The 25,624-nt window shown below is 68.7% G+C and carries 27 protein-coding genes; 20 read left to right on the forward strand and 7 right to left on the reverse strand.

Annotated elements, in window-relative coordinates:
- Genes gmhB through DSM104443_RS02125 form a run of 6 tightly spaced genes read left to right on the forward strand, consistent with a single transcriptional unit; the run spans position 1 to position 4,581 of the window.
- Positions 1 to 543 (forward strand): D-glycero-beta-D-manno-heptose 1,7-bisphosphate 7-phosphatase, encoded by a 543-nt coding sequence (gmhB, locus tag DSM104443_RS02100; RefSeq protein ID WP_171089046.1) that lies wholly within the window; start codon positions 1 to 3, stop codon positions 541 to 543.
- A complete protein-coding gene (locus DSM104443_RS02105) occupies positions 540 to 1,265 on the forward strand; it encodes a lysophospholipid acyltransferase family protein (protein WP_171089047.1) in 726 nt (241 codons plus the stop codon). Before gmhB ends, DSM104443_RS02105 begins: the two co-directional genes overlap by 4 nt.
- On the forward strand, positions 1,252 to 1,980 hold the full coding sequence (locus DSM104443_RS02110; protein ID WP_171089048.1) for a M48 family metallopeptidase: 729 nt from the start codon (positions 1,252 to 1,254) through the stop codon (positions 1,978 to 1,980). Before DSM104443_RS02105 ends, DSM104443_RS02110 begins: the two co-directional genes overlap by 14 nt.
- A 13-nt stretch (positions 1,981 to 1,993) precedes the next feature.
- Entirely contained in the window at positions 1,994 to 2,377 is a 384-nt protein-coding gene (gloA, locus tag DSM104443_RS02115; RefSeq protein ID WP_171089049.1) for a lactoylglutathione lyase, read from the forward strand.
- A gap of 2 nt (positions 2,378 to 2,379) precedes the next feature.
- Complete coding sequence (locus DSM104443_RS02120; protein ID WP_171089050.1) at positions 2,380 to 2,958, forward strand: hypothetical protein; 579 nt, start codon at positions 2,380 to 2,382, stop codon at positions 2,956 to 2,958.
- A 3-nt stretch (positions 2,959 to 2,961) separates the two neighbouring features.
- The gene (locus DSM104443_RS02125) at positions 2,962 to 4,581 is read left to right on the forward strand and encodes a thiamine pyrophosphate-binding protein (RefSeq protein ID WP_171089051.1); all 1,620 of its coding nucleotides are present in this window, start codon (positions 2,962 to 2,964) and stop codon (positions 4,579 to 4,581) included.
- Here DSM104443_RS02125 and rsmA read toward each other — a convergent pair.
- The 4 genes from rsmA to DSM104443_RS02145 are packed head-to-tail and all read right to left on the reverse strand — an operon-like array spanning position 4,578 to position 9,927.
- Complete coding sequence (gene rsmA, locus DSM104443_RS02130) at positions 4,578 to 5,339, reverse strand: 16S rRNA (adenine(1518)-N(6)/adenine(1519)-N(6))-dimethyltransferase RsmA (protein ID WP_171089052.1); 762 nt, start codon at positions 5,337 to 5,339, stop codon at positions 4,578 to 4,580. The two genes, DSM104443_RS02125 and rsmA, sit on opposite strands and share 4 nt — an antisense overlap.
- A 1-nt stretch (position 5,340) precedes the next feature.
- Positions 5,341 to 6,306 carry a 4-hydroxythreonine-4-phosphate dehydrogenase PdxA gene (gene pdxA, locus DSM104443_RS02135; RefSeq protein ID WP_171089053.1) on the reverse strand — a complete coding sequence of 322 codons (966 nt, stop codon included), beginning with the start codon at positions 6,304 to 6,306 and terminating at the stop codon, positions 5,341 to 5,343.
- Positions 6,307 to 6,328: 22 nt separating this feature from the next.
- Entirely contained in the window at positions 6,329 to 7,693 is a 1,365-nt protein-coding gene (locus tag DSM104443_RS02140) for a peptidylprolyl isomerase (RefSeq protein WP_171089054.1), read from the reverse strand.
- A complete protein-coding gene (locus DSM104443_RS02145) occupies positions 7,690 to 9,927 on the reverse strand; it encodes an LPS-assembly protein LptD (RefSeq protein WP_171089055.1) in 2,238 nt (745 codons plus the stop codon). The genes DSM104443_RS02140 and DSM104443_RS02145 overlap by 4 nt, the downstream gene beginning before the upstream one ends.
- 64 nt (positions 9,928 to 9,991) lie before the next feature.
- Here DSM104443_RS02145 and DSM104443_RS02150 point away from each other — a divergent pair, with 64 nt between their 5' ends.
- The 6 genes from DSM104443_RS02150 (at position 9,992) to DSM104443_RS02175 (ending at position 16,105) form a co-directional block, all read left to right on the forward strand.
- The gene (locus tag DSM104443_RS02150) at positions 9,992 to 10,987 is read left to right on the forward strand and encodes an aminoglycoside phosphotransferase family protein (RefSeq protein ID WP_425509617.1); all 996 of its coding nucleotides are present in this window, start codon (positions 9,992 to 9,994) and stop codon (positions 10,985 to 10,987) included.
- Positions 10,984 to 11,673: an N-acetylmuramate alpha-1-phosphate uridylyltransferase MurU gene (murU, locus tag DSM104443_RS02155; RefSeq protein WP_171089057.1), complete on the forward strand. Its 690-nt coding sequence runs from the start codon at positions 10,984 to 10,986 to the stop codon at positions 11,671 to 11,673. The genes DSM104443_RS02150 and murU overlap by 4 nt, the downstream gene beginning before the upstream one ends.
- Positions 11,674 to 11,682: 9 nt before the next feature.
- Positions 11,683 to 13,002, forward strand: coding sequence for an aminopeptidase P N-terminal domain-containing protein (locus tag DSM104443_RS02160; protein ID WP_171089058.1), 1,320 nt, complete (start codon positions 11,683 to 11,685; stop codon positions 13,000 to 13,002).
- A 19-nt stretch (positions 13,003 to 13,021) separates the two neighbouring features.
- Entirely contained in the window at positions 13,022 to 14,143 is a 1,122-nt protein-coding gene (locus tag DSM104443_RS02165; protein ID WP_246232857.1) for an FAD-dependent monooxygenase, read from the forward strand.
- Positions 14,140 to 15,288 (forward strand): FAD-dependent monooxygenase, encoded by a 1,149-nt coding sequence (locus DSM104443_RS02170; protein ID WP_171089059.1) that lies wholly within the window; start codon positions 14,140 to 14,142, stop codon positions 15,286 to 15,288. The genes DSM104443_RS02165 and DSM104443_RS02170 overlap by 4 nt, the downstream gene beginning before the upstream one ends.
- A gap of 67 nt (positions 15,289 to 15,355) precedes the next feature.
- Positions 15,356 to 16,105, forward strand: coding sequence for a DsbC family protein (locus DSM104443_RS02175; protein ID WP_171089060.1), 750 nt, complete (start codon positions 15,356 to 15,358; stop codon positions 16,103 to 16,105).
- 7 nt (positions 16,106 to 16,112) lie between these two features.
- On the opposite strand, the gene DSM104443_RS02180 is transcribed toward DSM104443_RS02175, so the two are convergent.
- The 3 genes from DSM104443_RS02180 to apaG all read right to left on the reverse strand — a co-directional run bounded on the left by DSM104443_RS02180 (position 16,113) and on the right by apaG (position 18,260).
- Positions 16,113 to 16,493, reverse strand: coding sequence for an MAPEG family protein (locus tag DSM104443_RS02180; RefSeq protein WP_171089061.1), 381 nt, complete (start codon positions 16,491 to 16,493; stop codon positions 16,113 to 16,115).
- Entirely contained in the window at positions 16,490 to 17,761 is a 1,272-nt protein-coding gene (mltA, locus tag DSM104443_RS02185; RefSeq protein ID WP_171089062.1) for a murein transglycosylase A, read from the reverse strand. Before mltA ends, DSM104443_RS02180 begins: the two co-directional genes overlap by 4 nt.
- A gap of 115 nt (positions 17,762 to 17,876) precedes the next feature.
- A complete protein-coding gene (gene apaG / locus DSM104443_RS02190) occupies positions 17,877 to 18,260 on the reverse strand; it encodes a Co2+/Mg2+ efflux protein ApaG (protein ID WP_171089063.1) in 384 nt (127 codons plus the stop codon).
- Between the two features lie 38 nt (positions 18,261 to 18,298).
- Here apaG and rpe point away from each other — a divergent pair, with 38 nt between their 5' ends.
- From rpe to coq7, 8 genes are all read left to right on the forward strand, one after another.
- On the forward strand, positions 18,299 to 18,970 hold the full coding sequence (gene rpe / locus DSM104443_RS02195) for a ribulose-phosphate 3-epimerase (protein WP_171089064.1): 672 nt from the start codon (positions 18,299 to 18,301) through the stop codon (positions 18,968 to 18,970).
- A complete protein-coding gene (gene gph / locus DSM104443_RS02200) occupies positions 18,967 to 19,656 on the forward strand; it encodes a phosphoglycolate phosphatase (protein WP_171089065.1) in 690 nt (229 codons plus the stop codon). Before rpe ends, gph begins: the two co-directional genes overlap by 4 nt.
- 122 nt (positions 19,657 to 19,778) lie before the next feature.
- Positions 19,779 to 21,257, forward strand: a complete 1,479-nt coding sequence (gene trpE, locus DSM104443_RS02205; RefSeq protein ID WP_171089066.1) for an anthranilate synthase component I — start codon at positions 19,779 to 19,781, stop codon at positions 21,255 to 21,257.
- 10 nt (positions 21,258 to 21,267) lie between these two features.
- Positions 21,268 to 21,840 carry an aminodeoxychorismate/anthranilate synthase component II gene (locus DSM104443_RS02210; protein ID WP_171089067.1) on the forward strand — a complete coding sequence of 191 codons (573 nt, stop codon included), beginning with the start codon at positions 21,268 to 21,270 and terminating at the stop codon, positions 21,838 to 21,840.
- A 1-nt stretch (position 21,841) separates the two neighbouring features.
- Complete coding sequence (gene trpD / locus DSM104443_RS02215; RefSeq protein ID WP_171089068.1) at positions 21,842 to 22,876, forward strand: anthranilate phosphoribosyltransferase; 1,035 nt, start codon at positions 21,842 to 21,844, stop codon at positions 22,874 to 22,876.
- Complete coding sequence (gene trpC / locus DSM104443_RS02220) at positions 22,873 to 23,679, forward strand: indole-3-glycerol phosphate synthase TrpC (protein ID WP_171089069.1); 807 nt, start codon at positions 22,873 to 22,875, stop codon at positions 23,677 to 23,679. Before trpD ends, trpC begins: the two co-directional genes overlap by 4 nt.
- 205 nt (positions 23,680 to 23,884) lie before the next feature.
- Positions 23,885 to 24,913 (forward strand): porin, encoded by a 1,029-nt coding sequence (locus tag DSM104443_RS02225; RefSeq protein WP_171089070.1) that lies wholly within the window; start codon positions 23,885 to 23,887, stop codon positions 24,911 to 24,913.
- 83 nt (positions 24,914 to 24,996) lie between these two features.
- On the forward strand, positions 24,997 to 25,623 hold the full coding sequence (gene coq7 / locus DSM104443_RS02230; protein ID WP_171089071.1) for a 2-polyprenyl-3-methyl-6-methoxy-1,4-benzoquinone monooxygenase: 627 nt from the start codon (positions 24,997 to 24,999) through the stop codon (positions 25,621 to 25,623).
- Position 25,624 lies beyond the last annotated feature (1 nt).

Raw genomic sequence — 25,624 nt, forward strand, 5'->3', positions numbered from 1 at the left:
ATGAAGCTCGTCATCCTCGACCGCGACGGCGTCATCAACTACGACAGCCCGCAGTACATCAAGTCGCCGGCCGAGTGGCGTCCGCTGCCGGGCTCGATCGAGGCGATCGCGCGGCTGTCGCAGGATGGCTTCCGCATCGCGGTGGCGACGAACCAGTCGGGCATCGGCCGCGGCCTCTTCGACATGGCGACGCTGAACGCCATGAACGACAAGATGATGGAGATGGTCTTCCGCCAGGGCGGGCGTATCGACGCGCTCTTCTTCTGCCCCCACACGGCCGAGGAGAACTGCAACTGCCGCAAGCCCAAGACCGGCATGTATGAGGAGATCGCCTCGCGCTTCCATACCGAGCTGAAGGGCGTGCCCTGCATCGGTGACGGCCTGCGCGACCTCGAGGCCGCCGATGCCGTGGGCGCCCAGCCGATCCTCGTGCTGACCGGCAAGGGCAAGAAGACGCAGTCCGACGGGAAGCTCCCGCGCAAGACGCTCGTGTTCGACGATCTCGCCGACGCCGTGAAGCACCTCACCGCGCCGCATTCATGACGGGGTTTCGCTCCGCACTTTTCCTCGTGCTCGCGGTGCTGGTCACCGTGCCCTTCGGATTCGCGGTGCCGCTGGCCGGCCTCCTCGGCTACCGGCCGGGCTGCGCCACCGCCAAGCTCTACGCGGCGTGCGTCATCTGGCTCGCGCGCCTGTGCTGCGGCATCCGCTGGGAGATCGAGGGCCAGGAGAACATCCCCGAGCGCCCGGTGATCTTCATGGCCAAGCACCAGTCGGCGTGGGAAACGGTCTTCATGCAGGCCACGTTCCCGCCGCAATGCTGGATCGTGAAGAAGCAACTGCTGTGGCTGCCGTTCGTGGGTTGGGGCCTGATGGGCATCCGCGCGATCCCGATCGACCGCTCGAGCGGTACCTCGGCGCGCGACCAGATCGTCGAGAAGGGCGCGAAGCGCATGGCACAGGGCATGTGCGTCTCCATCTTCCCCGAGGGCACGCGCATCGCGGTGGGCAAGCGCGGGCGCTACGGCCTCGGCGGTGCGCTGCTCGCGGCCAAGACCGGCGCTCCCGTGGTCCCCATCGCGCACAATGCCGGCGAGTATTGGGGGCGCTATGCGTTCCGAAAGCACGCCGGCACCGTTCGCGTGATCATCGGCAAGCCCATCGAAACGGCGGGACGCGATGCCCCGTCCATCAACCGCGAGCTCGAGGAGTGGATCGAGGCCCGCATGCGCGAGATGAATCCGGAACGCTATGCCGACGCGTGAGCTCGTCTCGCGCGACCTTCGCCGCCTGCTGCTGGGAGGTGTCGAAGTCGACTACGTCCTCGTCCGCCGCCGCGGGCGCCGTGGCGTGGGCCTCAAGGTGGATCCTGCCGGCCTGACCGTGAACGCACCGCTCACCGTCTCCGTCGCCAGCATCGAGAGCTACCTGCGCGCGAGCGAGCGCTGGATCGCGAAGAAGCTCGCCGAATGGGGCGAGCGCAAGACCCCCGAAGCGTCGTGGGCGGACGGAGCGCCGCTTCCGTACCTGGGTCGATCGCTCACGCTGCGCCTCGCGGGCACGGGACGTGCCCGCGCGGAGCTCGAAGGCGACGAGCTGTACGTGACCATTCCCGCGTCCTCCAACGACGCCGTGCGCAAAGGCGTGATCGGCTGGTACAAGCGAGCGGCGCTGGTCCACCTCGCGGGACGCACCTACTCCATCGCGCGCGACTCGGGGCTGCCCATGCCGACGGTGTTCCTCTCGTCGGCCCTCGCGCGCTGGGGCAGCTGCAACTCGAAGCGCGAGATCCGCTTCACGTGGCGCCTCGTGAAGGCCCCGCCCGCGATCGTCGACTACGTGGTGTGCCACGAGCTGGCCCACCTGCGCCACATGAACCATTCGCCCGCGTTCTGGGCCGAGGTCGAGCGCCTGTGCCCCGGGCACAAGCGGTTGCGCTCCGAGCTCGAAGCGACCGATCATCTCTACCGATCGTTCTGAAGCCGGAGGCTCCATGAGAATGCTGCACACGATGATCCGCGTCGGCGACCTCGACAAGTCGGTCGACTTCTACACCAACGTGCTGGGCATGAAGCTGCTGCGCCGCAAGGACTATCCCGAGGGCAAGTTCACGCTCGCCTTCGTGGGCTACGGCGACGAGGCCGATCACACGGTGATCGAGCTCACGCACAACTGGGACACGCCGAAGTACGACCTCGGCAACGGCTTCGGCCATCTCGCCGTCGCGGTGTCCGACGCCTACAAGGCCTGCGAGGACGTGAAGAAGCGGGGCGGGAAGGTCACGCGCGAAGCCGGCCCGATGAAGCACGGCACCACCGTCATCGCATTCGTCGAGGATCCGGACGGCTACAAGATCGAGTTCATCCAGCGAAGCTGATCATGTCTTATGACGTGACGCTCTTCGTTCCCTCCGGCGACGCTCCGCTCGAGGAGCAGGTCGACGAAGAGCCCTCGGGTGAGCCGACGGACGAGGATCGGGCGCGTCTCGCTGCCCTCCGCGCGTCGCTCCTCACCTACGATCCGGCCGTGAAGTTCGACGAAGGCGCGCAGGACGCGCTGGTGGTCATCGATGGCGAGAAGATCCCCGATCTCGCGATCGGTCCGCGCCGTGCAACCGTCGGCATGAGCATGGCGAGCGATCCGCGTGCGCTCTACGGGATGCTCCACGAGATCGTCGGCCTGTTTGCGAAGCACGGCTTCGTCGCCTACGACTACCAGCTCGGCGCGGTCGTGAAGCCCGACGTGACGTTCCGGGCATTCATGCAGCAATTCCGGTCGCAGTGGGACACGCCCGCTTCGTTCGAAGCCTGGCTCGAGGGCGACGCGGGAGGAGCCCAGTCGCCTTCGAAGGCCCCGCAAACGCCCGCGAAGAAGGGCGTCTCCGCCCTGGGGGTCGTGTTCGGCGTCCTGATCCTGCTCTGGGCCCTTTACAAGCTGCACAAGGCGGGGTACTTCTAGGCCATGAAACGCCGCGGCGCCGATCTCCTCGCTGGCGAATTGCACTCCGCGGGCGTGCGGCGTGTCTTCACGCTTTCCGGCAACCACGTGATGTCGGTGTTCGATGCCGCGATCGACGCGGGCATCGACCTGCTGCACGTCCGTCACGAGGCGGCCGCCGTGCACATGGCGGACGCCTGGGCCAGGCTCACCGGCGAAGTCGGCATCGCGATGGTGACGGGCGGGCCGGGCCACGCCAATGCCGTCTCCGCGCTCTACACCGCCGCGATGGCCGAGTCGCCCGTCGTCCTGCTCTCGGGCCACGCGCCCCGCATGCAGCTCGGGCGCGGGGCCTTCCAGGAGATGCGCCAGGCGGAGATCGCCGTGCCGCTGTGCAAGGCGTCGTGGATGTGTGCATCGCCGGCCCACGTCGCGAGCGATGTCGCGAAGGCGATGGCCATCGCGCGCGCAGGGCGTCCCGGGCCGGTGCACGTGAGCCTGCCTTCCGATGTGCTCGAGGCGGACGCCGGCGATGTCGCGACAGCCGTGCAACCCGCCGGAGCGAGTCCCGCGAAGATCGATGCGGGGCCGCTGCTCGATCGCCTCGCCGCCGCGCGCCGCCCGTTGATCCTCGCGGGACCCGCGAGCCTCACCCGCTCCGGACGCCAACGCCTCGCCAAGCTCGAGGAAGCCTGCGGCATTCCCGTGATCGGCATGGAGAGTCCTCGCGGCATCGCCGACCCCAGCCTCGGGTCGTTTGCGCAAGTGCTGGGCGAGGCCGATTGCATCCTGCTGCTGGGCAAGCGCCTCGACTTCACGCTCAAGTTCGGACAGGCGCCCGCGATCTCCGCGGAGTGCATCTTCCTGCAGGTCGATCCCGAGGCGGGAGAGATCGTGCGCACGCGGCGCTCGGTGGGCGCGCGGCTGGAAGTGGATTGCGTCGCCGACGTCGCTGTTGCATGCGACGCACTTCGCGACGAGTCCCTGTTGCGGTCGGTGCCGCGTTCGTCGTGGCTCGGCGAGGTGCGCGCGGCCGTCGACTATCGGCCGCCCGAGTGGAGCAAGGCAACGGCGAGCGTCGCCTCGCGGCTGCATCCCGTGCAGGCCCTGCGGCCGCTGCAGGGTTTCCTCGACGCCTACCCGGATGCCGTGTTCGTTTCCGATGGCGGCGAGTTCGGACAGTGGGCGCAGGCTTGCCTGCACGCTCCGCATCGCGTGATCAACGGCGTGGCCGGCGCCATCGGTCCCGCGCTGCCCTTCGCGCTGGCGGCGCGCCTCGCGCACCCGCAGGCTCCGGTGATCGCGGTGATGGGCGACGGGACGTTCGGGTTCCATCCCGCGGAGATCGACACGGCGGTGCGCTACGGCCTGCCGTTCATCGCGGTCGTCGGCAACGACGCGCGCTGGAATGCCGAGTACCAGATCCAGGTGCGCGAGTACGGCGCGGCCCGCGCGGCAGGAACGAACCTGCTGCCGACTCGCTACGACGACGTCGCTCGCGCGTTCGGCGGCCATGGCGAGTACGTCACGAGCGCCGAGGCCATGACCCCGGCCGTGAGGCGGGCGATCGCGTCGCGCTTGCCCGCAGTCGTGAACGTGATGATCGAGGGGCTTCCGGCCCCGGACCTCGCGCGGCCCGCCTAGGCGACGTCGGCGAGTGCCACGAACTCGGCGACCGACAGCGTCTCGCCGCGCCGGCCGAGGTCGATGCCGGCCTTCTCGAACGATTCCGGGGCCCCGACGGGCTTCAACGCGTTGCGAAGCGTCTTGCGCCGTTGCGAGAACGCGGCCGCGACCACGCGCGAGAAGAGCCCTTCGTCCTTCGCGCGCAGCCGGTCGCTTCCGAGCGGCACCATGCGCACGACGGCGGAGTCCACTTTCGGCGGCGGCGTGAAAGCGCCCGGCGGCACGTGCAGCAGCGACTCCATCGCGAAGCGGTACTGCAGCATCACCGAGAGCCGCCCGTAGGCTTCCGCGTCCGGGGCGGCGACCATGCGGTCCACGACTTCCTTCTGCAGCATGAAGACGCCGTCGACGATGCGCTCGGCCATCTCGGCCACGCGAAACAGGATCGGCGTCGAGATGTTGTAGGGAAGGTTGCCCACCACGCGCAGCGGCGAAGGCAGCACGGTGAAATCGAACTCGAGCACGTCGCCCTCGTGGACGACCACTTGCGTGGGTGCGTACCGCTGGCGCAGCACGGCGGCGAGATCGCGGTCGATCTCGATCACGTGCAGGCGCTCGACGCGCTTCGCGAGCTCGGTGGTGAGTGCGCCCGGCCCGGGTCCGATCTCGACGATCGTGTCCTCGCGCTGCGGGTCGATGGCCGCGACGATGCGCGAGAGATAGTGCCGGTCGGTGAGGAAGTGCTGGCCGAAGCGCTTGCGGGGCTTCGGGAGCATGTCAGTGGCCCGCGAGGTCGATGGCGAGGGCGAGCGCCGCCTCGAGGCTGCCGGTGTCGATCGCCCCATGGCCCGCGAGGTCGAGCGCGGTGCCGTGGTCGACCGAGGTGCGGATGATCGGCAGGCCCAGCGTCACGTTCACCGCGTCGCCGAAGGAGCCGTGCTTGAGGACCGGCAGGCCCTGGTCGTGATACATCGCGAGCACCGCATCGGCGCCCTCCAGCATGCGCGGCGTGAAGAGCGTGTCCGCGGGATACGGGCCGCTCGCGCCGATGCCCTCGGCCTTCACGGTCGCGAGGGCCGGAGCGATGCGCTCGATCTCCTCGCGCCCCAGGTGGCCCGATTCACCGGCGTGCGGATTGAGGCCCGCGACGAGGATGCGCGGTTTCGCGATGCCGAAGCGCGTCCGCAGGTCGCGATCGATGATGCGCAACGTCTGCTCGATGTTCTCGCGCGTCACGGCCGCGGGCACGGCGGAAAGAGGCAGGTGCGTGGTGGCGAGCGCCACGCGCAGCGTGCCACCCACCAGCATCATCACGACCTTCGGGGTCGACGTGCGCTCCGCGAGGTATTCGGTATGTCCGGTGAAGGCGACGCCGGCGTCGTTGATCGTGCTCTTCTGCACCGGCGCCGTGACCATCGCGCCGAACTCACCCGCGACGCAGCCATCGAGCGCGCGGTCGAGGAGGGCCAGCACATGGCGGGCGTTCCGGGGATCGAGCTTCCCGGGCGCGACCGGTTGCGGAGCGGGTATGTGCAGCAGCGATGCGGGCTGCCGCTCGCTCGGGGCATAGTCGGGAAGGGACAGCGTCACTCCGCGTTGCTTCGCGCGGGCCACAAGCACGTCACGGTCGGCGAGGAACACGAGGTCGCCCGCGAAGGGCTTCGCCGCGAGCAGCACGCAGAGGTCGGGACCGATGCCCGCCGGCTCTCCGGCGGTGATCGCGATGCGGGGACGTGGCGCCATCGGCTTCGGCCCCGGAGGCGGGCTAGCGATCGTCGAGGCGGTTCTCGACGAAGGCGCGGTCGCGCGCCTGGCGCAGCCAGTCGGCATACGCCTCGTCGCCCTTGCGCGCGCGGATCGCCTGGCGCGCGGCGAGCTTCTTGCGGTCCTCGGAGAGCTCGTCGGAACGCCGCTCCTGCACCTGGATCAGGTGCCAGCCGAAAGGCGTCTGCACCGGCTGGCTGATCTCGCCGGCGGCCAGCGCATTCATGGCGCGCTCGAACTCGGGCACGGTGTCGCCCGGCGCGACCCAGCCGAGGTCACCGCCCTTGGCGGCCGAGGAGTCTTCCGAATTGACACGCGCCAGCTCGCCGAAATCGGTGCCGGTGGTGGCGCGTTCGCGCAGGCGGGCGAGCCGCTCGCGGATCTCCGTGTCCGTCACGCCTTCCTTGCTGCGCACGAGGATGTGGCGCACGCGGCTTTGCTGGATGCCGGCGGTCGCGGCCTTGCCGCGCTTCTCGAGCAGCTTCACGATGTGGAAGCCGTTCGGGCTGCGCACGATGTTGCTCACCTCGCCGGGCTGGAGCTTCTCGATGGCTTCGAGGAACAGCGACGGCAGGCGCGCGGAGGGACGCCACCCGAGGTTGCCGCCTTGCAGCGCATCCGGCGCATCCGAGAACTGCGCGGCGACCTGCGCGAAGTTGGTGCCCTTGCGCAGCTCCGAGAGCGCGGCGAGCGCGCGGCGGCGGCGGACTTCGATCTGGTCGGGCGTGGCCTGCGCGGGAACCATCACGAGCACGTGGGACAGGCGGAACTCGGCGTCGGTGGTCTTCTCGCGCGCCTCGCGCAGCAGCTCGGTCTCGACCTCGGCGTCGGTCACGACAAGGGTGTTGTCGATCTCGCGCTCGCGCAGGCGCGCGAGCAGGATCTCGGAGCGGATGTCGTCGCGGAAGCGGGTGTAGTTCACGCCGTCCTTCTCGAGGGCGAGGCGGAAATCGCCCATCGAAAGGTTGTTCTCCTGCGCGATGCGTCCGATGGTGCGGTCGAGCGTCGCGTCGTCGACGCGGATCCCGGTCTCCTTCGCCATCTGCACCTGCACGAGGTCGTTGATCATCCGCTCGAGGATCTGGCGCTGCAGCGCATCCTGCGGCGGCACCTGGGCGCCGCCCTTGCGAAGCTGGTTGGCCACGAGCGCCACGCGTTCGTTCAGGTCGTTCTGCGTGACCACCTCGTCGTTCACGACGGCGACGATGCGGTCGATGGGCACGATGCGCGACGGCGTCGTGGAGAGGCGCTGGTCGAGCTTCGGGGCGCTCGGCGAGGCCGGAGCGGCCGGCGCGGCGGGGGCCTGGGCCTGGGCGGCGGCCGCGGCGAGGATCAGCGGGGCGAGGAATGCGGGAGCGTGTCTCATGGCGGAGCGATTTCGTCGGAGCGGCGGTAGCCGGAGATGTTCTGCCGGAGGGTTTCCAGCGGGTTGATGCCGATGCGCGAGAGGCCGGTGAGCTCGAGCTGGATCTGGAACGAGGTCGAGACCTGCTGGGACGAGGTGATGAACCGGTGCGCCACGGCGCGAACCTGCCAGCACCCGGCATTATATTCGAAGCCCAGCAGGCCCTCGAGGAGCTTGCTGTCCTGGAAGCTCCAGTTCACGCGCGCCACGCCCGTGAGGTTGTTCGTGAGCGGCCATTGCGACGAGAGGTCGACCTGGTCGATCGCGCCGCGCGTGTACCGGTAGGCCGCATTGATGACGCTGCCCGGCTGCGGGAAGTAGCGCACACCAAGGAAATTCTTGCTTTGCTGGTTGGTGCCCGTCGCGTACTGCACGCCGGCGTCGACGACCGTGTTGCGCGCGACCTGGGCCGAAACGACGGCGAGCAGGTCGGAGCGTCCCGTGTCCTGCGGCACTTCGCCGGGATTGAGCGTCACGCGGCGCGGCTCGAAGTAGTAGACCTGCGCCAGCGCCGCCTTCAGGCGCTCGACGCCCGTGTCGGATTCCGCGAAGCGCGTGCCGAGGGCGAAGGTCACCTGGTTCGCGTCGCCGATGCGGTCGCCGCCGATGAAGCGGTTCTCCGTGAAGACCGAGGTGTAGTTGAAATCCATCTCGGCGGTGGTGAAGTTCGGCAGCTTCGACTGGTCGCGGAAGGGCACGTACAGGTAATAGAGGCGCGGCTCGAGGGTCTGCAGGTAGTCGCGCCCGCCGAAGGACCACGCACGGTCGAAGTACAGGCCCGCGTCGAGGCTCGCGATCGGCAGCGAGCGCGTGCCGCTCTCCACGCCCTCGGTATTCGGGTCGGTGTCGTAGCGCGTGAAGTGGTAGCCGACCTTCGGCACCACGTAGCCCCAGGGCCGGCGCCACGGCAGCTGCACGGAGGGATAGAGGATCGCGCGCTGGCCGTTCGCCTTCGTGGGATGGCTGAAGTTGGAGTATTCGCCCGAGGCCGTGACGTCCGCACCGGTGCTCCAGAGGTTCTGCCACAGGCCGCTGCCCAGGAGCTGCGGCAGCATCTTGTACGGCGTGTCGACCTGCTGGGCGAGCGACGGGTCCTGCAGCGTCTGGTAGGCGAGCAGGCGGGCCGAGAACGCGACGTCCTCGTTGCTCCAGGCGAGGATGCCGTCCCTCGGCAGGTTGGTCTGGGCCGTCGCCGCGAGACGCGTCGACAGGTCGCGGAAGTAGTCGTCGTCGGAGACCTTCTGCGCCGTCACGCCCGCGGTGAACCCCCAGGGGAGGGCGTGCGTGTGGCGGATGCCGACGAAATAACGGTCGCGCTCCGCGATCTTGTCGTTGGGCAGGTACTCCACGTCGAGCTGGCCCGCGAACTTGGGCTCCAGGTAGCGGAACTCGCCGCCCAGCTGCAGGCCGCGCTTGGTGAAGAGCTTGGGCGTGATCGTGGCATCGCGGTTCTCGGCGACGTTCCAGTAGTACGGCAGCGACATCTCGAAGCCGCTCTGGCCCGACGTGCCGAAGGTCGGCGCGAGGAAGCCGCTCTTGCGCGCGTTGTCGATCGGGAACGTGAGGTAGGGCGAGTAGAGGATCGGGACGCCGAGGAAGTACACCGTCGAGTTGTAGGCTGTGCCGACGTTGCGCGAGCTGTCGAGCTCGAGCTCGCGCACTTTGAGGTACCAGTCGTTGCGCGGCACCGGGCAGGAGGTGTACGTCGCGTGATAGAGCCGGGTCTTGTCATCGGGCTCCAGGACGGCGCGGTCGGCCGAGCCGCGGGCCGAGATCGGCCGGTTGCCGAGCTTGGGGATTGCGAAGACCGGCGACTCCATCTCGCCCGTGTCGGCATCCGGATGGAACGTGAGCTTGGGGCCCGTGGCCGAGCTGCCCTCGCGCTCGATCTTCACGTTGCCGGTGGCGATCGCCGTGTCGTTGGATTCGGTGTACTCGACGCGGTCGGCGCGCACCGCGGCGCCGAGCTGGCGCATGCTGACGTTGCCCGTGGCGATGATGCCGCTCTCGCGATCGCCCTCGATGTGGTCGGCCTCGAAGAACTTGGCGGCCTCGCGGTCGATGCGCTTGGGCGCGGCGGGCAAGACGCGGTCGAGCTTGAGGCGCAGGCCGTCGATCTGCTGCGCGGCGAGCGGCGGGGCGAAGCCCAGAGCCGTCGCGATCGCGATCGCCGTCGGGCGGTTTCGTGAGGACATCCGGATGCGGCGGAGCGCGATGCTAGAATCGTCGAAGGATACACGCAAAACCCCCGCCTTCCCTGTGACAGACCGTCTCGCCGCGCTGGATGCGTGGCTCCTCCGCGCGCTGGGCGGCACTCCGTTCCGCCGCGAGCCCGCCTCCGCCGATGCGAGCTTCCGCCGCTACTTCCGCGTCTTCGCCGGCGATCGCACGTTCGTCGCCATGGACGCCCCGCCCGATCGCGAGGATTGCCGCCCGTTCATCCAGGTGGCCGGCCTGCTCCGCAACGCGCAGCTGAACGCTCCCGAGATCCATGCGCAGGACTTGGACCAGGGCTTCCTGCTGCTCACCGACCTCGGGCGCCAGACGTACCTGAACGTCCTCGACGACGCGAATGCCGATGCGCTCTTCCGCGACGCCATCGCGGCGCTGGTGACGTGGCAGCGGGCCAGCCGGGAGGGCGTGCTGCCCGAGTTCAGCGAGCCGCTCCTGCGCCGGGATCTCGACCTGTTCCCTGAGTGGTACGTGGGCCGCCACCGCGGCTACACCCTGTCCGATCGCGAGCGCGAAGGGCTCGAGACGATGTTCCGCAAGGTGCTGGACAACAACCTCGCCCAGCCGCGGGTCTTCGTGCACCGCGACTTCATGCCGCGCAACCTCATGGTGAGCGAGCCCGGCCCCGGCATCCTCGATTTCCAGGATGCGGTGATGGGGCCGATCGGATACGACATCGCGTCGCTCTTCCGCGACGCGTTCGTGAGCTGGGACGAGGAGCGCATCCTCGACTGGACCATCCGCTACTGGGAGCTCGCGCGGAAGGCGGGCCTGCCGGTGCGCGCGGACTTCTCCGATTTCTGGCGCGACGTGGAGTGGATGGGATTCCAGCGCCACCTCAAGGTGCTCGGCATCTTCGCGCGCATCAACTATCGCGACGGCAAGCCCGGCTATCTCGAGGACACCCCGCGCTTCATCGGCTACGTGCGGCACGCGGCGGCGCGCTACCGCGACCTGCAGCCGCTGCTGCCGCTCCTCGATGCGCTCGAGGGCACGCGCACCGAAGCGCGCTACACGTTTTGAAGGCCATCGTCCTCGCCGCGGGCCGGGGCGAACGCCTGCGGCCGCTCACCGACACCACGCCCAAGCCGCTGCTGCGCGCGGGCGGCAAGCGCCTCATCGAATGGCAGCTCGAAGGCCTGGTGGCGGGCGGATTCACCGACCTCGTCGTGAACCACGCCCACCTCGGCCCCCGGATCGTGGAGGCGCTCGGCGACGGGTCGCGTTACGGCGCGCGCATCCAGTACTCGGCGGAGTCACCCGCGCTCGAGACGGCGGGAGGCATCGCGCGCGGGTTGCCGCTGCTCGGATCCGAGCCGTTCCTCGCGGTGAGCGCCGACATCTACACGCGCTTCGACTACGGGTCGCTCCGCCCCGTGATCGAGGACATCGCCCGCCGGCCGCAGGAGCGCGCAGCGCACTTCGTGCTGGTGCCGAATCCGGACTACCACCCCGCGGGCGACATGGGCCTGACCGCCGCCGGCCACGTCACGCGGGCAGCGAAACCCTGGCTCACGTACGGCAACATCTCGGTCTTCCATCCGCTGCACTTCGAAGGCGTGGACCCGAACGCCGCCATGCGCCTCTTCCCGTGGATGTACGAGGCGTGCGAGGCGGGGCGTGTCACCGGCGAGCTCTACACGGGGCCCTGGGACAACGTCGGGACCGCGGAGCAGCTCGCCTCCTTGGACCGCCGGCTCTCGGAGTAAAATGGCGCCATGAAACTCGAAAACCCCCATGTGCTGAAGCCCTTCCGCAAGCGCCGCGCCCGGCTCGCCGCCGAGCTCGGTAACGGAATCGTGGTGCTTCCCACCGCGCCCGAGCGCACCCGCAACGCGGATTCCCACTATGACTACCGATGGGACAGCGGTTTCTATTACCTCTCGGGCTTCCGCGAGCCCGAGGCCGTCGTGGTGCTCGTGCTGGGCAAGAAGCCGCGCGAGATCCTCTTCTGCCGCGAGAAGAACCTCGAACGCGAGATCTGGGACGGCTTCCGCTACGGGCCCGAGCTGGCGCGCGACGTGTTCGGCTTCGATGAGGCCCATTCGTACGGCGAGCTCGACGCGCGCATGGTCGAGCTGCTGGCGAACCAGCCGGCGCTGCACACCACCGTGGGCGCCGACCCCGCGTGGGACGCGCGCGTCGCCGGCTGGCTGAATGCCGTGCGCGCCAAGGCGCGCTCCGGCGTCACGGCGCCCGAAGGCATCCAGGACGTGCGTGTCGCGGTGAACGACATGCGCCTCTTCAAGGACGAGAACGAGATCGCGATCATGCGCAGGGCCGGCGAGATCTCCAGCGCCGCGCATGCGCGCGCGATGGCGGCCACGAAGCCCGGCAAGCGCGAGTACGAGATCGAAGCCGAGCTGCTGCACGAGTTCGTGCGCAACGGCGCGCGGTCCCCGGCCTACGGCTCGATCGTCGCCGCGGGCGCCAATGCCTGCGTGCTGCACTACCGCGAGAACAACGCGGAGCTCAGGAAGGGCGAGCTGCTGCTGATCGACGCGGGCTGCGAGCTGGACAGCTACGCCTCGGACATCACGCGCACCTGGCCCATCGACGGCAAGTTCACGCCCGTGCAGAAGGACGTGTACGAAGTGGTGCTCGCCTCGCAGGAAGCGGCCATCAAGGCCGTGAAGCCCGAAGCGGACTTCATCGATTATCACGATGCCGCCACGCGCGTGCTCGTGCAGGGCCTCATCGACTTCAAGCTCTGCAAGGGCAGCGTCGACAAGGTGCTCGAGGACGGCTCGTACAAGCAGTTCTACATGCACCGCACGGGCCACTGGCTCGGCCTCGACGTGCACGACGCCGGCGACTACATGCGCAAGGGCAAGTGGCGCAAGTTGAAGCCCGGCATGGTGCTCACCGTCGAGCCCGGGCTCTACATCCGCCCGGCGGCCAACGTTCCGAAGGCTTTCTGGAACATCGGCATCCGCATCGAGGACGACGTACTCGTCACCGCCAAGGGCCGCGACGTGCTCACCAGCATGTGTCCCAAGAAGGTGAAGGACGTCGAGGACGCGGTCCGCGGGAAGTAACCTGCTCGACGTCGCGATCATCGGGGCCGGCCCGGTCGGCGCCACCGTCGCCGCGCTCTCGGCCGGACGCGGCCTCTCGATCGCGGTCTTCGAGGCGCGGAGCGCTCCTTCGGGAGACCGGCGCACGCTGGCCCTCTCGCACGCGAGCCGGGCTTTCCTCGAGAACGCGCGTGCCTGGCCCACATCCGGCACCACGCCGATCGCCTCGATCCACATCTCGCAGAAGGGCGGGCCCGGCCGCACGGTGATCGATGCGGCCGAGCAGGGGCTGCCCGCCCTCGGCTATACCGTGGCTTACGGCGCGCTCGAAGCTGCGCTCGACGCTCGCTTGCGCGAGGTCGGCGTCGAAGTGGCTTATGGGTCGTCGTGCGAAGGGATCGAGCTCACGCGCGACGCGGCTGTGGTGCGGTTCGCCTCGGGCCGCGAGGCGCGGGCGCGCCTGCTGGTGCTGGCCGACGGTGGCGCCAACTCGTCACGCATACCCGGCATCTCCTACGAGACCAAGGACTATGGCCAGCTCGCGCTCACGGCGGCCGTGCGCACGGACCGCGAGCATGGCGGTCGCGCGTACGAGCGATTCACGCCGCAGGGACCGGCCGCGCTGCTGCCGGTGGACGACCGCTACGCGCTGGTGTGGACCGCCACTCCCGACGAAGCGCAGCGCCTGCTGAAGCTCGAGGACGCGGCTTTCCTCTCCGAGCTCCAGGCTCACTTCGGAGATCGTGCGGGACGCTTCGTTTCGGTCGCCGCGCGCGCTGCATTCCCGCTCAAGCTGCGCACCGTGAACACGCCCGTCGCATTGCGAACGGTGATCGTGGGCAATGCGGCCCAAGCACTGCACCCCATCGCGGGCCAGGGCCTGAACCTCGGGCTTCGCGATGCGGTGGAGCTTGCCGATGCGCTGGCGGCAACGGCGCGCGAATCGCTCGGCGACGACGCGATGCTTTCGGCCTACCGCGAGGCGCGGCGCCGCGATGCCGCGCGCGGTGTCGCGTTCACCGATTTCCTCGTGTCGGCCTTCGCGGATGCGCGGCGCCTGCCGACGTGGGGCCGCGGCTTCGCGCTCGCCACGCTCGACCTCTTTCCGACGGCGCGCCGCCTGCTCGCCGAGCGCATGATCCGCGGGGCACCGGCGCCATGACCGAGCGCATCGTCGTCGCGGGAGGCGGTCCCGTGGGCCTCGCGTTCGCCGGCGCGGCGAGCGGCTTCGACGTGACCGTGATCGAAGCATCGCCGTCGCGCGTGCCGCCCGTGGAGGGCTTCGACCTTCGCGTCTTCGCGGTGAGCCCGGGCACGCGCGACTTCCTGCGCGAGCTGGGAGCCTGGGCGGAGCTCGACGAAGAACGCATCGCGCCGGTGAAGCGCATGGAGATCTTCGGCGACGATGGGGCGCGCCTCGCGTTCGCGGCGCCATCCGGGGGCCAGCTCGCTTCGATCGTGGAGGCGGGCCGCCTCACGGCCGCGCTCGAGAAGAGCGTCGCGCGGCGCGGCAATGTCCGCGTGTTGCGTTCCACTCCGGCGAGCAGCTTCGGGGCCGGTGCGGGTGGCGCATGGGCCGAGCTCGCGAATGGCGAGCGCGTCGAGGGTGATCTCCTCGTGGGTGCCGACGGGCCGGATTCTCCCGTGCGCACGGCGCTCGGCATGGCGGTCGACGAGCGTCCGTACGGCGAGACGGCGGTGGTCGCGCATTTCGAAACCGAGCACGACGCACAGGGTCTCGCCCGCCAGTGGTTCCTTCCGGAAGGTGTGCTCGCGTGGCTTCCGTTGCCCGGATCGCGGATCTCGATCGTTTGGTCCGCGCCGGCCGCCGTGGCCGACGCGTTGTCCGCGCTCGAGCCGCAGGCGCTGGCCGCACGCGTGCGCGATGCGGGCGGAGCTTGCCTCGGAGACCTGCGGCTCGCCTCCGGCGTCGCGCGCTTTCCGCTGCGCTGGATCCGCGTGCCGCAGCCCGTGGCGCGAGGCGTCGCGTTGATCGGCGATGCCGCGCATGCGGTGCATCCGCTGGCCGGGCAGGGCGTGAACCTCGGCTTCCAGGATGCGAAGGCACTCGCTCGCGTGTTGGCTGAACGCTCGCGCCTCGAGCGCGCCGGTGATCTCGCGGTGCTGCGCCGCTACGCACGCGCACGGAGCGAGGATGTCGGCGCCATGCAGCTCGTGACGCATGGGCTGGATCGACTCTTCGCGGCGGAGCGCCCGGGCGTGGCCGCCCTTCGCGGCGCCGGCCTTCGGATGGTGGAGCGCGCCTCGTGGGCCAAGCGCCTGCTGGCTACACGTGCAATGCGATAATCGGGTCCACGGCCCTGAACTTTCGGGCGACGCGGGGTGCCCAACCCCAAACCACGAGTCCAAAACGATGAAAATTCCCCACACGCTGCTGGCCGCCGCTCTCGCGCTCGGTCTCTCCTTCTCCGCCGCCGCGCAGACGCCGGATTCGATCAAGGCGGAGCTGAAGAAGCGCTTCCCCGACCTTCCCACCGAGAGCGTTAAGAAGACGCCGTACGGCCTCTATGAGGTCATCGGTGGCGGCGAGATCTTCTACACCGACGAGAAGGCCTCGTTCCTCATTGCCAACGGCCAGCTCGTCGACGCGAAGACGCGCGAGAACGTGACCGAGGCGCGCATGCGCCAGCTCACGGCGGTGAGATTCGACCAGCTCCCCCTGGATGCGGCGATCAAGATCGTGCGCGGCAACGGCTCGCGCAAGGTCGCCCTGTTCGAGGATCCGAACTGCGGCTATTGCAAGCATTTCGAGCGCGAGCTCGCGACGGTGAGCGATGTCACCGTCTATGTCTTCCTGTTCCCGATCCTTTCGCCGGATTCCGCGGAGAAGTCGAAGGCCGTGTGGTGCTCTTCCGACCGCGCCAAGGCCTGGCTCGACCTGATGCTGAAGGACACGACGCCCACCCCGGCCGGTGACAAGTGCGAGGCTCCGCTCGAGAAGACGCTCGCCTTCGGCCGCGAGAAGCGCATCACGGGGACGCCGACGATGTTCTTCGAGGATGGCGAGCGCGTGCCCGGCGCCATGCCGCGCGCGGCGCTCGAGAAGCGCCTCGCCGATGCGACGGCCGCGGTCGCCAAAGCGGCGCCGGTCGCGAAGAAGTAGCGCCGCTTCAGCGCGCGGCGAGCGCGATCGCGTAGAGGGCGACGGTGCAGCCGAAGCCCACCATCCACACGAGCGACCGCAGCGCCGGCTTGTTCCCGAAGTAGCACGCGGTGTAGCCGATGCGCGACGCGATGAACACCAGCGCGATGCCGTCGATCGCTCCCTGGGGCGCCTTCACCAGCTCGGCCGCGAGCAATCCGGCGGCGAACGGCGCGAAGGCCTCGAAGTGATTCAGGTGCGCCGCGATGGCGCGCTTGCGCCAGCCCTCCACGGCCAATGCCCAATCGCGCGGCGCCCGGTTGTCGTAGCTGCGGTGATACTTCGCCGGGGCGATCGTGAGGTAGGGCATCAGCGCAGCAACCAGCAGGCAGGCGATGGCGATCGTCATGGCGTCCTCGTTCCGGGAGTCGTGTTGTTGTTGGCCGTGGGCGGCGTCGCGCCCTTCGGATAGAGCACCCACATGCGACCACCCTGGCGCATCTTTCCGGCCTGCGCCCCGGCCGCGTCTCCGAATCCCCAGTAGAAATCCGCGCGCACGCCGCCGTTGATCGCTCCGCCCGTGTCCTGCGCCACCATCAGGCGATGGAGCGGCTGCGGCGAATTGGGGAACGTCGTCGCGAGGAACACCGGGGCTCCCAGCGGGATCACGCGTGTGTCGACGGCGATGGACCGCTCGGGCGTGAGCGGCACGCCGAGCGAGCCGATCGGGCCGCTCAGGTCCTTCGGCAATTCGCGGAAGAACACGTAGCTCGGGTTCGCGTTGAGGTATTCCTGCATCTTCGCGGGATTGCGGCGCGCCCAGTCCTTGATGCCCTGCATCGAGGCTCGCTCCGCCGGCAGCTCGCCGCGCTGGATCAGCAGGCGGCCGAGCGACTTGAAGGGGTGGCCGTTCTGGTCCGCATAGCCGACGCGGATGCGCTCGCCGTTCTCCAGCTCGACCTGGCCCGAGCCCTGGATGTGCAGGAAGAAGACGTCGATCGCGTCGTCCACCCACGCGAGCTCGAGGCCGCCGAGCGGCGGGCTCGTGTCGCGGTCGATGTCGCCCCGCTCGAGATAGGGCACGACCTTGTTGCCCTGGATGCGGCCGCGCAGGCGCCGGCCCTTCAGCTCCGGGTACACCGAGCTGAGGTCGATGGTGAGCATGTCCTGCGGAACGGAATAGAGCGGGTACTTGTACTTCGCCGTGCGCGTGCGGCTGCCATGCAGCAGCGGCTCGTAGTAGCCCGTCACCATGCCGGTGTTGGAATCGTCCCCGTTCAGCGCCTGCCACGGATCGAAGTTGAGCTCGAAGAACGACACGATGTCGCGCTCGCTTCCGCCGGTGAGCGTCGCGGCGCCGGCGCACACGCCCTTCCATGCATCCTGCTTCTCGAGCGTCGCGCAGCCACGCGAGAACGCGGCGAGCGAATCGCGCACGGATTCGCGGCCCCAATCGGGAATGTCGGACCAACGCGCGACGATGAGGCGGCCCTTCAGCTCGGGCTCGGGCGGCGGGGGTGTTGCCGTCGGCGCGGGACACACGGGCTTCTCGGCCGGCGGGCAGATGAGGGCCTCGGGTGCTTTCGCCACGGACGGCGACGCGGGAGCGGGGGGCGGCGTTGCGCACCCGGCGACTGCGAGTGCGGCGGCGATGGGAAACGCGATTCGATGCAGCATCGAGCGCGAGTATAGTTCGCGGATGGGCTGGGTCTTCCTCGAAATCGCGGTCGTCATCGCGGTCGCCATCGCGATCGTGTGGTGGACGCTGCCGAAAAAGCCGAAGTGACGCGCGTCAGTGGAGGACGCGCGGGACGCTCAGCGTGAACTCGGGGATCGGCGCCTCGAAACGCGTGCCGTCCTCCGCCACCATCTGGTAGGTGCCGCGCATCGTTCCCACGGCCGTGGGGATGGACGATCCGCTCGAGTACTCGAAGGTGTCGCCGGGCTTGAGCGTGGGCTGCTCGCCCACGACGCCCATGCCGCGCACTTCCTGCACCTGGTTCTCCGCGTCCGTGATGATCCAGTGGCGGCTCACGAGCTGCGCGGGAACGTTGCCGTTGTTGGTGATGCGGATCGTGTAGGCGAAGACGTAGCGGTCCTCTTCCTCGTCCGACTGGTCGGGAAGATAGGTGGAGTGCGCAGTCACCGCCACGCTGTATTTCTTCGCTTCCGTCATGCGTTCATGGTAGCAGGATTCGCGCGTAGAATTTCCGGATGAGCCCGAACCAAAAGCGCATCGCACCGAGCATCCTGTCCGCGGACTTCGCGAAGCTCGGCGAGGAGGTGCGCGGCGTCATCGCCGCCGGCGCCGACCTCATCCACTTCGACGTGATGGACAACCATTACGTTCCCAACCTCACGGTGGGCCCGCTGGTTTGCGAAGCGATACGGCCGCACTGCACGGTGCCGATCGACGTGCACCTCATGGTGAAGCCGGTGGACCGCATCATTCCGGATTTCGCGAAGGCCGGTGCGTCGATCATCAGCTTCCATCCGGAAGCGAGCGAGCATGTCCACCGCACGCTCGGCTTGATCCGCGACCAGGGCTGCAAGGCGGGGCTCGTGTTCAATCCCGCGACGCCGCTCGACTACCTCGACCACGTGATGGACCTCGTCGACCTCGTGCTCGTGATGTCGGTGAACCCGGGCTTCGGGGGGCAGTCGTTCATCCCCTCCGCGCTCGACAAGGTGCGCGAGATCCGCAAGCGCATCGACGCGAGCGGCCGCGAGATCTGGCTCGAGGTCGACGGCGGCATCAAGGCCGACAACATCGGCGCGGTCGCGAAGGCCGGCGCCGACACGTTCGTCGCCGGCTCGGCGATCTTCGGCGCGAAGGATCGCGCGGAGATGATCCGCAGGATGCGCTCCGAGCTCGGCACCCGATGAGCGCTGCCCCGCGCGGTCCCTTTCGCGCGGTCCTGATCGACCTCGACGGAACGCTGCTCGATACCGGCCCCGACATCGCATCGGCGGCGAACGTGATGCTCGCGAAGCTCGGCCGCGCGCCGCTTCCGGAGGCGCGCGTCGTGGAGTTCGTCGGCAAGGGAATCGCGAACCTCGTCACCCGGGTTCTCGGCGAGACGGGCGGCGAAGCGGGCAAGCACGATGCCGCGCTGGCCCATTTCGAGGAGGCGTACCTCGCGCACGTCGCCGACCGTTCGCGGCCGTATCCGGGCGTCGTCGCGGGGCTCGAGCGCTTTCGCGCGCAGGGCCTGCGCCTCGCGTGCGTCACCAACAAGGCATCGCGTTTCACGAAGCCGCTTCTCGCCGCGACGGGACTCGCGTCCTACTTCGAAGCGGTTGTATGCGGCGATGACGTGGCACGCAAGAAGCCGGAGCCCGATGCCTTCCTCCTGGCTGCCGCGCGGCTCGGCGCCGCGCCCGCGCAATCCTGGGTGATCGGCGATTCGGCCAACGACGTGCTCGCGGCGCACGCCGCCGGCATGGCGGTCGCGGTCGTGCCCTACGGGTATCGCGAGGGGCTCGCGGTCGAGTCGCTCGGCGCCGATGCCGTGGTGGCGAGCCTTGAAGCCGCGGCCGGATCGATTACAATGGCCTCGTCCCTCGAATAACCCTCCACGGCCGAATCTCATGTCACTGCGCGGCAAGCACCTCGGTTGGCGATGGCAGAGCTGGCGCTAGATCGCGTCGCACTGCCTGTCGTCCTTTACCGAAGTGAACCGTGTGGTGACCCATGACTGAAAACGAATTCCTGGCGCTCGGCCGCGCCGGCTACAACCGAGTCCCCCTGCATCTCGAGACCTTCGCGGATCTCGACACGCCGCTGTCCATCTACCTGAAGCTCGCCAACCGGCCCGGCTCCTACCTGCTGGAATCGGTGATCGGCGGCGAGCGATTCGGCCGCTATTCGATCGTGGGACTGCCCGCGCGCGAACAGCTGCAGTGCGACGGCGACGAGGTGACGATCGAACGCGACGGCGCGATCGTCGAGCGCGAACGCACCGCGGATCCCCTCGCGTTCATCGATGCCTACCTGAAGCGGTTCAAGGCCGCACCGCCACCGCCTTCGCTACGATTCGCGGGCGGCGTGGCGGGCTACTTCAGCTACGACACGGTTCGCTACATCGAGGCGCGGCTGCGCGAAAGTACCAAGCCGGATCCGCTTCGCATCCCCGAGATCCGCTTGCTGCTCTCGGACGAGCTCGCGGTCGTGGACAACCTCTCGGGCAAGCTGCACCTCGTGGTGTACGCCGAGCCCGCAAAGGCGGGCGCATATGCGCAGGCGCAGGCGCGCCTCGAGCAGCTTCGCCGCGGCCTTCGCGAGCCGGCAGCGTTGCCGCCGCAGGCTCCGCCCCGCGAGGCCGCGCCGCCGAGGTCGAACATGGGCGAGGCCGCTTTCCACGCGGCGGTCGCGAAGGCGATGGCGTACATCACCGCGGGCGACATCATGCAGGTGCAGGTCTCGCAGCGCCTCTCGCAGCCCTACGACGATTCGCCCGTGAACCTCTACCGGGCGCTGCGCTCGATCAACCCGTCGCCGTACATGTTCTACTTCGATTTCGGCGACCTGCAGCTGGTCGGTGCCTCGCCCGAGATCCTGGTGCGCCGCGAGGGCGACAAGGTGACGCTGCGGCCGATCGCCGGCACGCGCAAGCGCGGGGCCACTCCCGAGAAGGACCGCGCCATGGAGCAGGAGCTGGTGAGCGACCCCAAGGAGCGCGCCGAGCACCTCATGCTGATCGACCTCGGCCGCAACGACGTGGGCCGCATCGCGAAGACGGGAACGGTGAAGGTGACGGAGACGATGGTGGTCGAGCGCTACTCACACGTGATGCACATGGTCTCCAACGTCGAGGGCCAGGTGGACCCGGCGCTGACGCCCATGGAGCTGCTGCGGGCGACCTTCCCCGCGGGCACGGTCACCGGTACGCCCAAGGTGCGCTCGATGGAGATCATCGACGAGCTGGAGAGCGAGAAGCGCGGCGTCTATGCCGGCGCCTGCGGCTACATCGGCTTCCAGGGCAACATCGACCTCGCGATCGCGATCCGCACCGGCGTCGTGAAGGACGGGCAGCTCCACGTGCAGGCCGCCGCGGGCATCGTCGCCGACTCGATCCCCGACAACGAATGGCGCGAGACGCAGAACAAGGCGCGCGCCGTGCTGGCCGCCGCCGAGATGGTGCGCGCCGGCCTCGACAAGCCGGTCGACTGAGGAGCCCGCCATGCTGCTCATGATCGACAACTACGACTCGTTCACCTACAACCTGGTGCAGTACCTGGGCGAGCTCGGCCAGGACGTGAAGGTGGTCCGCAACGACGAGGTGACGCTCGACGACGTGCAGCGCCTGGCGCCCGAGCGCATCGTGATCTCGCCCGGGCCGTGCACGCCCAACGAGGCCGGAATCTCGCTGGGGCTCATCGGCCGCTTCGCGGGAAAGATCCCGATCCTCGGCGTGTGCCTCGGCCACCAGGCGATCGGCCAGGCCTTCGGCGGCAAGGTGATCCACGCGAAGACGCTGATGCACGGCAAGGTCTCGCGCATCACGCACAACGGCGTGGGCGTGTTCAAGGGGCTGCCGTCGCCGTACGACGCGACGCGGTACCACTCGCTCGCGATCGAGCGCGAGACGTGCCCGAAGGACCTCGAGATCACCGCCTGGACCGACGACGGCGAGATCATGGGCGTGCGCCACCGCTCGCTCGCCGTGGAAGGCGTGCAGTTCCATCCCGAGTCCATCCTCACGGAGCACGGCCACGCGCTGCTCCGCAACTTCCTCACGATGCAGGTGACCTGACATGTTCACGCCCCAGGAAGCGATCAGCCGGCTCTCGGACAAGCGCGAGATCTTCTTCGACGAGATGGTCGACTTCATGCGCCAGGTGATGGAGGGCAAGGTCACCCCGGTGCAACTCTCCGCGGTGTTGATGGGCCTGCACGTGAAGACGGAGTCCGTTTCCGAGATCGCCGCCGCGGCCTCCGTGATGCGCGAGTTCGCGACCAAGGTCGATGCCGGCGGCGCGCAGCACCTGGTCGACACGTGCGGCACGGGGGGCGACAAGCTCCACACGTTCAACATCTCGACGGCGGCGGCGTTCGTCGCCGCGGCGGCCGGAGCGAGCGTCGCGAAGCACGGCAATCGCGCGGTGTCCTCGCAATCGGGCAGCGCCGATGTGCTCGAGCTCCTCGGCGTGAACCTCGCGCTCACGCCGGAGCAGGTGGGCCAGTCGATCCGCGAGGTCGGGCTGGGGTTCATGTTCGCGCCGAGCCACCATCCCGCGATGAAGCACGCGGCCCCGGTGCGACGCGAGCTCGGCATGCGCACGATCCTCAACATCCTCGGGCCGCTCACCAACCCGGCCGGCGCGCCCAACCAGGTGATGGGCGTCTTCCACAGCGATCTCGTCGGCATCCAGGCGCGCGTGCTGAAGATGCTCGGCAGCCGCCACGTGCTGACCGTCCACGGCCAGGACGGCCTGGACGAGATCTCCATCTCCGGACCGACGTTCGTCGCCGAGCTGAAGCACGACTTCATCACCGAATACACGATCGAGCCGCGCCAGTTCGGCATCGACATGGCGCCGCTGGAAGCGATCCAGGCGAAGGACAAGGAAGCGTCGAGGGACCGCGTCCTCGCCGTGCTCGGCAACGAGACGGGGCCCGCGCGCGACATCGTCGTGCTGAATGCGGCCGCGGCGCTCTACGTCAGCGGCGTGTCCGCAAGCCTGTGGGACGGCGTCGCCGCCGCACGCGATGCGATCGCCACCGGTGCCGCGCGCGCGAAGCTCGATCGGCTCGTCGCGTTCACGCAGGGATTCGCGAAGGCCCCATGAGCGCTTCGGACATCCTGCAGCGCATCCTCGCGACCAAGCGCACGGAGATCGCGGCGGGACAGCGAGAGCGTCCCCTCGCGCAGGTCGAACGCGAAGCGCGCGAGGCGCCGCCCACGCGCGGCTTCGAGCAGGCGATCCGGCGCGATGCCGCGCTCGGCGCCGCGGTGATCGCCGAGATCAAGCGCGCGAGCCCGAGCGCGGGAACGATCCGCGCGGACCTCGACGTCGCCGCCGTAGCCGCGAGCTACGAGCGCAACGGCGCGACCTGCCTCTCGGTGCTCACCGACCGCGAGTATTTCGGCGGCTCGCCCGCCGACCTTCGCGCCGCGCGTGACGCATGCCGCCTGCCGGTGCTGCGCAAGGACTTCGTCGTCGACCCGTGGCAGGTGTACGAATCGCGCGCGATGGGGGCGGACTGCATCCTGCTCATCGTCGGCGCTGCTCCCGCGCACACGCTGCTCGAGCTCGAGCACCTGGCGAAGTCCTTGGGCATGGATGTGCTGGTCGAAAGCCACGACGGCGCGGAATTGGAGGTCGCCTTGCAGCTCCAGACCGCGCTCGTGGGCATCAACAATCGCGACTTGCGGACCTTCACGACGCGCCTGGAGACGACCGTGGAGCTCCTGCCCGCGATTCCGACGGGCCGGATCGTCGTGACGGAGAGCGGGATCGGCACCCCCGATCAGGTCCTGGGGCTGAAGGCGCAGGGTGTGAGCGCCTACTTGGTGGGGTCGGCCTTCATGTCGGCCCCGGACCCGGGCGCGGAGCTTTCGAAGCTCTTTTCGGGGGTCCGGAAGGGGTGAATTTCGCTGTTGTATTTACGCAACAGCGCCTACGGTTTGTTGCGGATTTGGGTGTTTCTACTTGAGACATACATGCGGCTTTGGCATGATGCTAGCGGCTTCTCAAAAGATTAAGCGGGAGAAGTGCAAGAATCGGGGCGACAAAATCCCCAGAGGTTCCCCAGCGTTACAGCACACACGGCCTCACTCAACAAAGGAGATTCTGATGAACAAGAAACTGATCGCTCTGGCTGTCGTCGGCGCGTGCGTCGCGCCCGAAGCCATGGCGCAGACCGCCAACCCGGTCACTCTGTACGGTCGCATCTATGCGACGTTCGAGTCGGTCGAGGCGAAAGGCGGCGCGACCCCGGTGTCCCGTCGCAATCGCGTTGGCGACCAGGCGTCCTACCTCGGCGTGCGTGGCACGGAAGATCTGGGTGGTGGCCTGAAAGCCTTCTTCCAGCTCGAGACGGGCTTCCCGCCGGACAACACGGGCGTGTTTGCCAACCGTAACAGCGCCGTCGGCCTGCAAGGCGGCTTCGGCTCGATCCTGCTGGGCCGTTGGGATACCCCGATGAAAGTCACGCAGACGGCGGTCGACCCCTGGGGCGACCTGACCAACGGTGACATCACGGGCGCCGCCCTCGACCAAGGCAACTTCAGCCGCCGCGAGAACAACTCGGTGCAGTACTGGTCGCCGACCATGGCTGGCTTCGCCGTTCGCCTGATGTACGTGGCGAACGAAGGCAAGACCGCCACGGCCAACCCCGAGAACTACGGCGCGTCGCTCACGTACTCCGCCGGCCCGCTGTATGTGGCCTACGCGTACGAGAAGCACAAGGACGTGGCTTCGGTCGGCACGACGAACCTCAGCGAAGAAGGCAACGCGATCGCCGCCTCGTACAAGTTCGGCGACGTGAAGCTGTCGGCCCAGTACGGCGAGTACAAGCGTGATGGTTCCGGTGCCACCCGCGAGACGAAAGACCAGTCGTACATGCTCGGTCTCGAGTGGGCCTTCGGCAAGAACGTCCTGCTGGCTTCGTGGCAGCACGCCGAAGTCGACGGCACGACCGGCGAGTGCGACATGGGCTCGATCGGTTATCGCTACGACTTCACGCGCCGCACGTTCTTCATCGCCAGCTACACCAAGGTCGAGAACGACAACGGCATGAACTGCAACTTCGGCACGAACGCGATCGGCGCTGCTGGCCAGAATCCGGAAGGTATCGGCTTCGGCGTGCGTCACCTGTTCTAAGCAAAGTCGCAGAAGCAAGTTGTATCGACGGGCGCGGCGCAAGCCGCGCCCGTTTTCTTTTGTCTCCTTGCTATGCTTGAGCCATGAGCGCTTCGCCCTTCGACCGCCTTCTCATCGCCGCGGACAACGCCCTGCGCACGCTGTCCGGCGCGGCGACCGCATCACGTCCGGTGCCCGCCTCCGCGGCCGCGCCGCTGGCGGATGCGGATCGTGCCCACGCTGCGGGCCTCATGCGGGTGAATCACGCGGGGGAGATCTGCGCGCAGGCTCTCTACGCGGGCCAGGCGATCGTCGCGCGGGAGCCGCGGGTGCGCGAAGCGTTGCAGCACGCGAGCGCCGAGGAGCGCGATCACCTCGAGTGGTGCCGCACGCGTCTCGATGAGCTCGGCGCGCGTCCGAGCGCACTCGATCCCTTCTGGTATGCCGGCTCCTTCGCGCTTGGCGTGGCCTCCGGGCTCGCGGGCGACCGATGGAGCCTGGGGTTTCTCGTCGAAACCGAGCGGCAGGTCGAGCGCCACCTGCAAGGGCACCTCGAGCAGTTGCCCGAGGGCGATGCGCGCAGCCGCGCGATCGTGACCCGGATGCGCGAGGACGAGATCGAGCACGGCCGCAGCGGCGAGGCGCTGGGAGCCCGCGAGCTGCCTTCTGCCGTGAAGGCGGTGATGGGGATCGCGTCGAAGGTGATGACGCGGACGGCCTACCTCGTCTGAG

The organism is Usitatibacter rugosus (assembly GCF_013003965.1).
In the GTDB taxonomy this organism is placed as follows: domain Bacteria; phylum Pseudomonadota; class Gammaproteobacteria; order Burkholderiales; family Usitatibacteraceae; genus Usitatibacter; species Usitatibacter rugosus.

Coding starts and splice junctions, on each gene's coding strand:
- DSM104443_RS02170 (WP_171089059.1), top strand. CDS start 14,140: ATGACCGAGCGCATCGTCGTCGCGGGAGGCGGTCCCGTGGGCCTCGCG.
- DSM104443_RS02175 (WP_171089060.1), top strand. CDS start 15,356: ATGAAAATTCCCCACACGCTGCTGGCCGCCGCTCTCGCGCTCGGTCTC.
- gph (WP_171089065.1), top strand. CDS start 18,967: ATGAGCGCTGCCCCGCGCGGTCCCTTTCGCGCGGTCCTGATCGACCTC.
- DSM104443_RS02125 (WP_171089051.1), top strand. CDS start 2,962: ATGAAACGCCGCGGCGCCGATCTCCTCGCTGGCGAATTGCACTCCGCG.
- rpe (WP_171089064.1), top strand. CDS start 18,299: ATGAGCCCGAACCAAAAGCGCATCGCACCGAGCATCCTGTCCGCGGAC.
- mltA (WP_171089062.1), bottom strand. CDS start 17,761: ATGCTGCATCGAATCGCGTTTCCCATCGCCGCCGCACTCGCAGTCGCC.
- gmhB (WP_171089046.1), top strand. CDS start 1: ATGAAGCTCGTCATCCTCGACCGCGACGGCGTCATCAACTACGACAGC.
- trpC (WP_171089069.1), top strand. CDS start 22,873: ATGAGCGCTTCGGACATCCTGCAGCGCATCCTCGCGACCAAGCGCACG.
- gloA (WP_171089049.1), top strand. CDS start 1,994: ATGAGAATGCTGCACACGATGATCCGCGTCGGCGACCTCGACAAGTCG.
- DSM104443_RS02210 (WP_171089067.1), top strand. CDS start 21,268: ATGCTGCTCATGATCGACAACTACGACTCGTTCACCTACAACCTGGTG.
- pdxA (WP_171089053.1), bottom strand. CDS start 6,306: ATGGCGCCACGTCCCCGCATCGCGATCACCGCCGGAGAGCCGGCGGGC.
- DSM104443_RS02105 (WP_171089047.1), top strand. CDS start 540: ATGACGGGGTTTCGCTCCGCACTTTTCCTCGTGCTCGCGGTGCTGGTC.
- DSM104443_RS02120 (WP_171089050.1), top strand. CDS start 2,380: ATGTCTTATGACGTGACGCTCTTCGTTCCCTCCGGCGACGCTCCGCTC.
- DSM104443_RS02225 (WP_171089070.1), top strand. CDS start 23,885: ATGAACAAGAAACTGATCGCTCTGGCTGTCGTCGGCGCGTGCGTCGCG.
- coq7 (WP_171089071.1), top strand. CDS start 24,997: ATGAGCGCTTCGCCCTTCGACCGCCTTCTCATCGCCGCGGACAACGCC.
- DSM104443_RS02145 (WP_171089055.1), bottom strand. CDS start 9,927: ATGTCCTCACGAAACCGCCCGACGGCGATCGCGATCGCGACGGCTCTG.
- DSM104443_RS02160 (WP_171089058.1), top strand. CDS start 11,683: ATGAAACTCGAAAACCCCCATGTGCTGAAGCCCTTCCGCAAGCGCCGC.
- trpE (WP_171089066.1), top strand. CDS start 19,779: ATGACTGAAAACGAATTCCTGGCGCTCGGCCGCGCCGGCTACAACCGA.
- DSM104443_RS02180 (WP_171089061.1), bottom strand. CDS start 16,493: ATGACGATCGCCATCGCCTGCCTGCTGGTTGCTGCGCTGATGCCCTAC.
- rsmA (WP_171089052.1), bottom strand. CDS start 5,339: ATGCTCCCGAAGCCCCGCAAGCGCTTCGGCCAGCACTTCCTCACCGAC.
- apaG (WP_171089063.1), bottom strand. CDS start 18,260: ATGACGGAAGCGAAGAAATACAGCGTGGCGGTGACTGCGCACTCCACC.
- trpD (WP_171089068.1), top strand. CDS start 21,842: ATGTTCACGCCCCAGGAAGCGATCAGCCGGCTCTCGGACAAGCGCGAG.
- DSM104443_RS02110 (WP_171089048.1), top strand. CDS start 1,252: ATGCCGACGCGTGAGCTCGTCTCGCGCGACCTTCGCCGCCTGCTGCTG.
- DSM104443_RS02140 (WP_171089054.1), bottom strand. CDS start 7,693: ATGAGACACGCTCCCGCATTCCTCGCCCCGCTGATCCTCGCCGCGGCC.